The organism is Collinsella sp. Sow4_E3, from assembly GCF_052116285.1.
Taxonomy (GTDB): Bacteria; Actinomycetota; Coriobacteriia; order Coriobacteriales; family Coriobacteriaceae; genus Collinsella.
The window spans coordinates 1-439 of sequence record NZ_JBQKLJ010000123.1 but is presented as its reverse complement, the minus strand read 5'-3'; the positions used below and the strand labels follow the sequence as shown (position 1 = coordinate 439).

Annotated in this window: 1 pseudogene; it reads left to right on the top strand. The window is 70.8% G+C overall.

From position 1 onward, the window contains the following. A pseudogene (locus ACTQ48_RS11575) lies at positions 1-246 on the top strand (amino acid:proton antiporter); the annotation flags it as partial. Positions 247-439: the final 193 nt, after the last annotated feature.

Genomic DNA, 439 nt, shown 5'->3' with positions numbered 1-439 from the left:
GCGATGATGAAGGTCATGCTGGCCATCCCCTGCATCGAGCTGATCCTGGCCATCGTCGCGACGCTGGTGCCGTTCTCCGCCGCCGAGATCGGCGAGAAGGTCCCGATGATCGTCATCTTCATCGTGCTCATGCTCATCGGCGAGGTCGTCCGCGTCGTCAGCGCCAAGGGCCGCGAGACCGAGTACAAGGGCCTCACCCCCGAGCTGGCCGCCCAGCGCCTCGCCGAGGAGGCCGAGGAGAACTAGGGCACCCGGTTCCGGGCACCCCGGCCTCTCCGGGGGCGTGCCCGGGCGACGGGTCCGCCAACCATTCCCCGGGGCGGGTGCAGGCGATAGCTCCGGCAGCCGCCGACCGCCCCGACCCCTCTCCCGTATCCCTCGTGCGCCCTGTCTCCGCGCACCTGGCTACGTCGTCGCCCGCCGGTGCGACCCCGTGAAA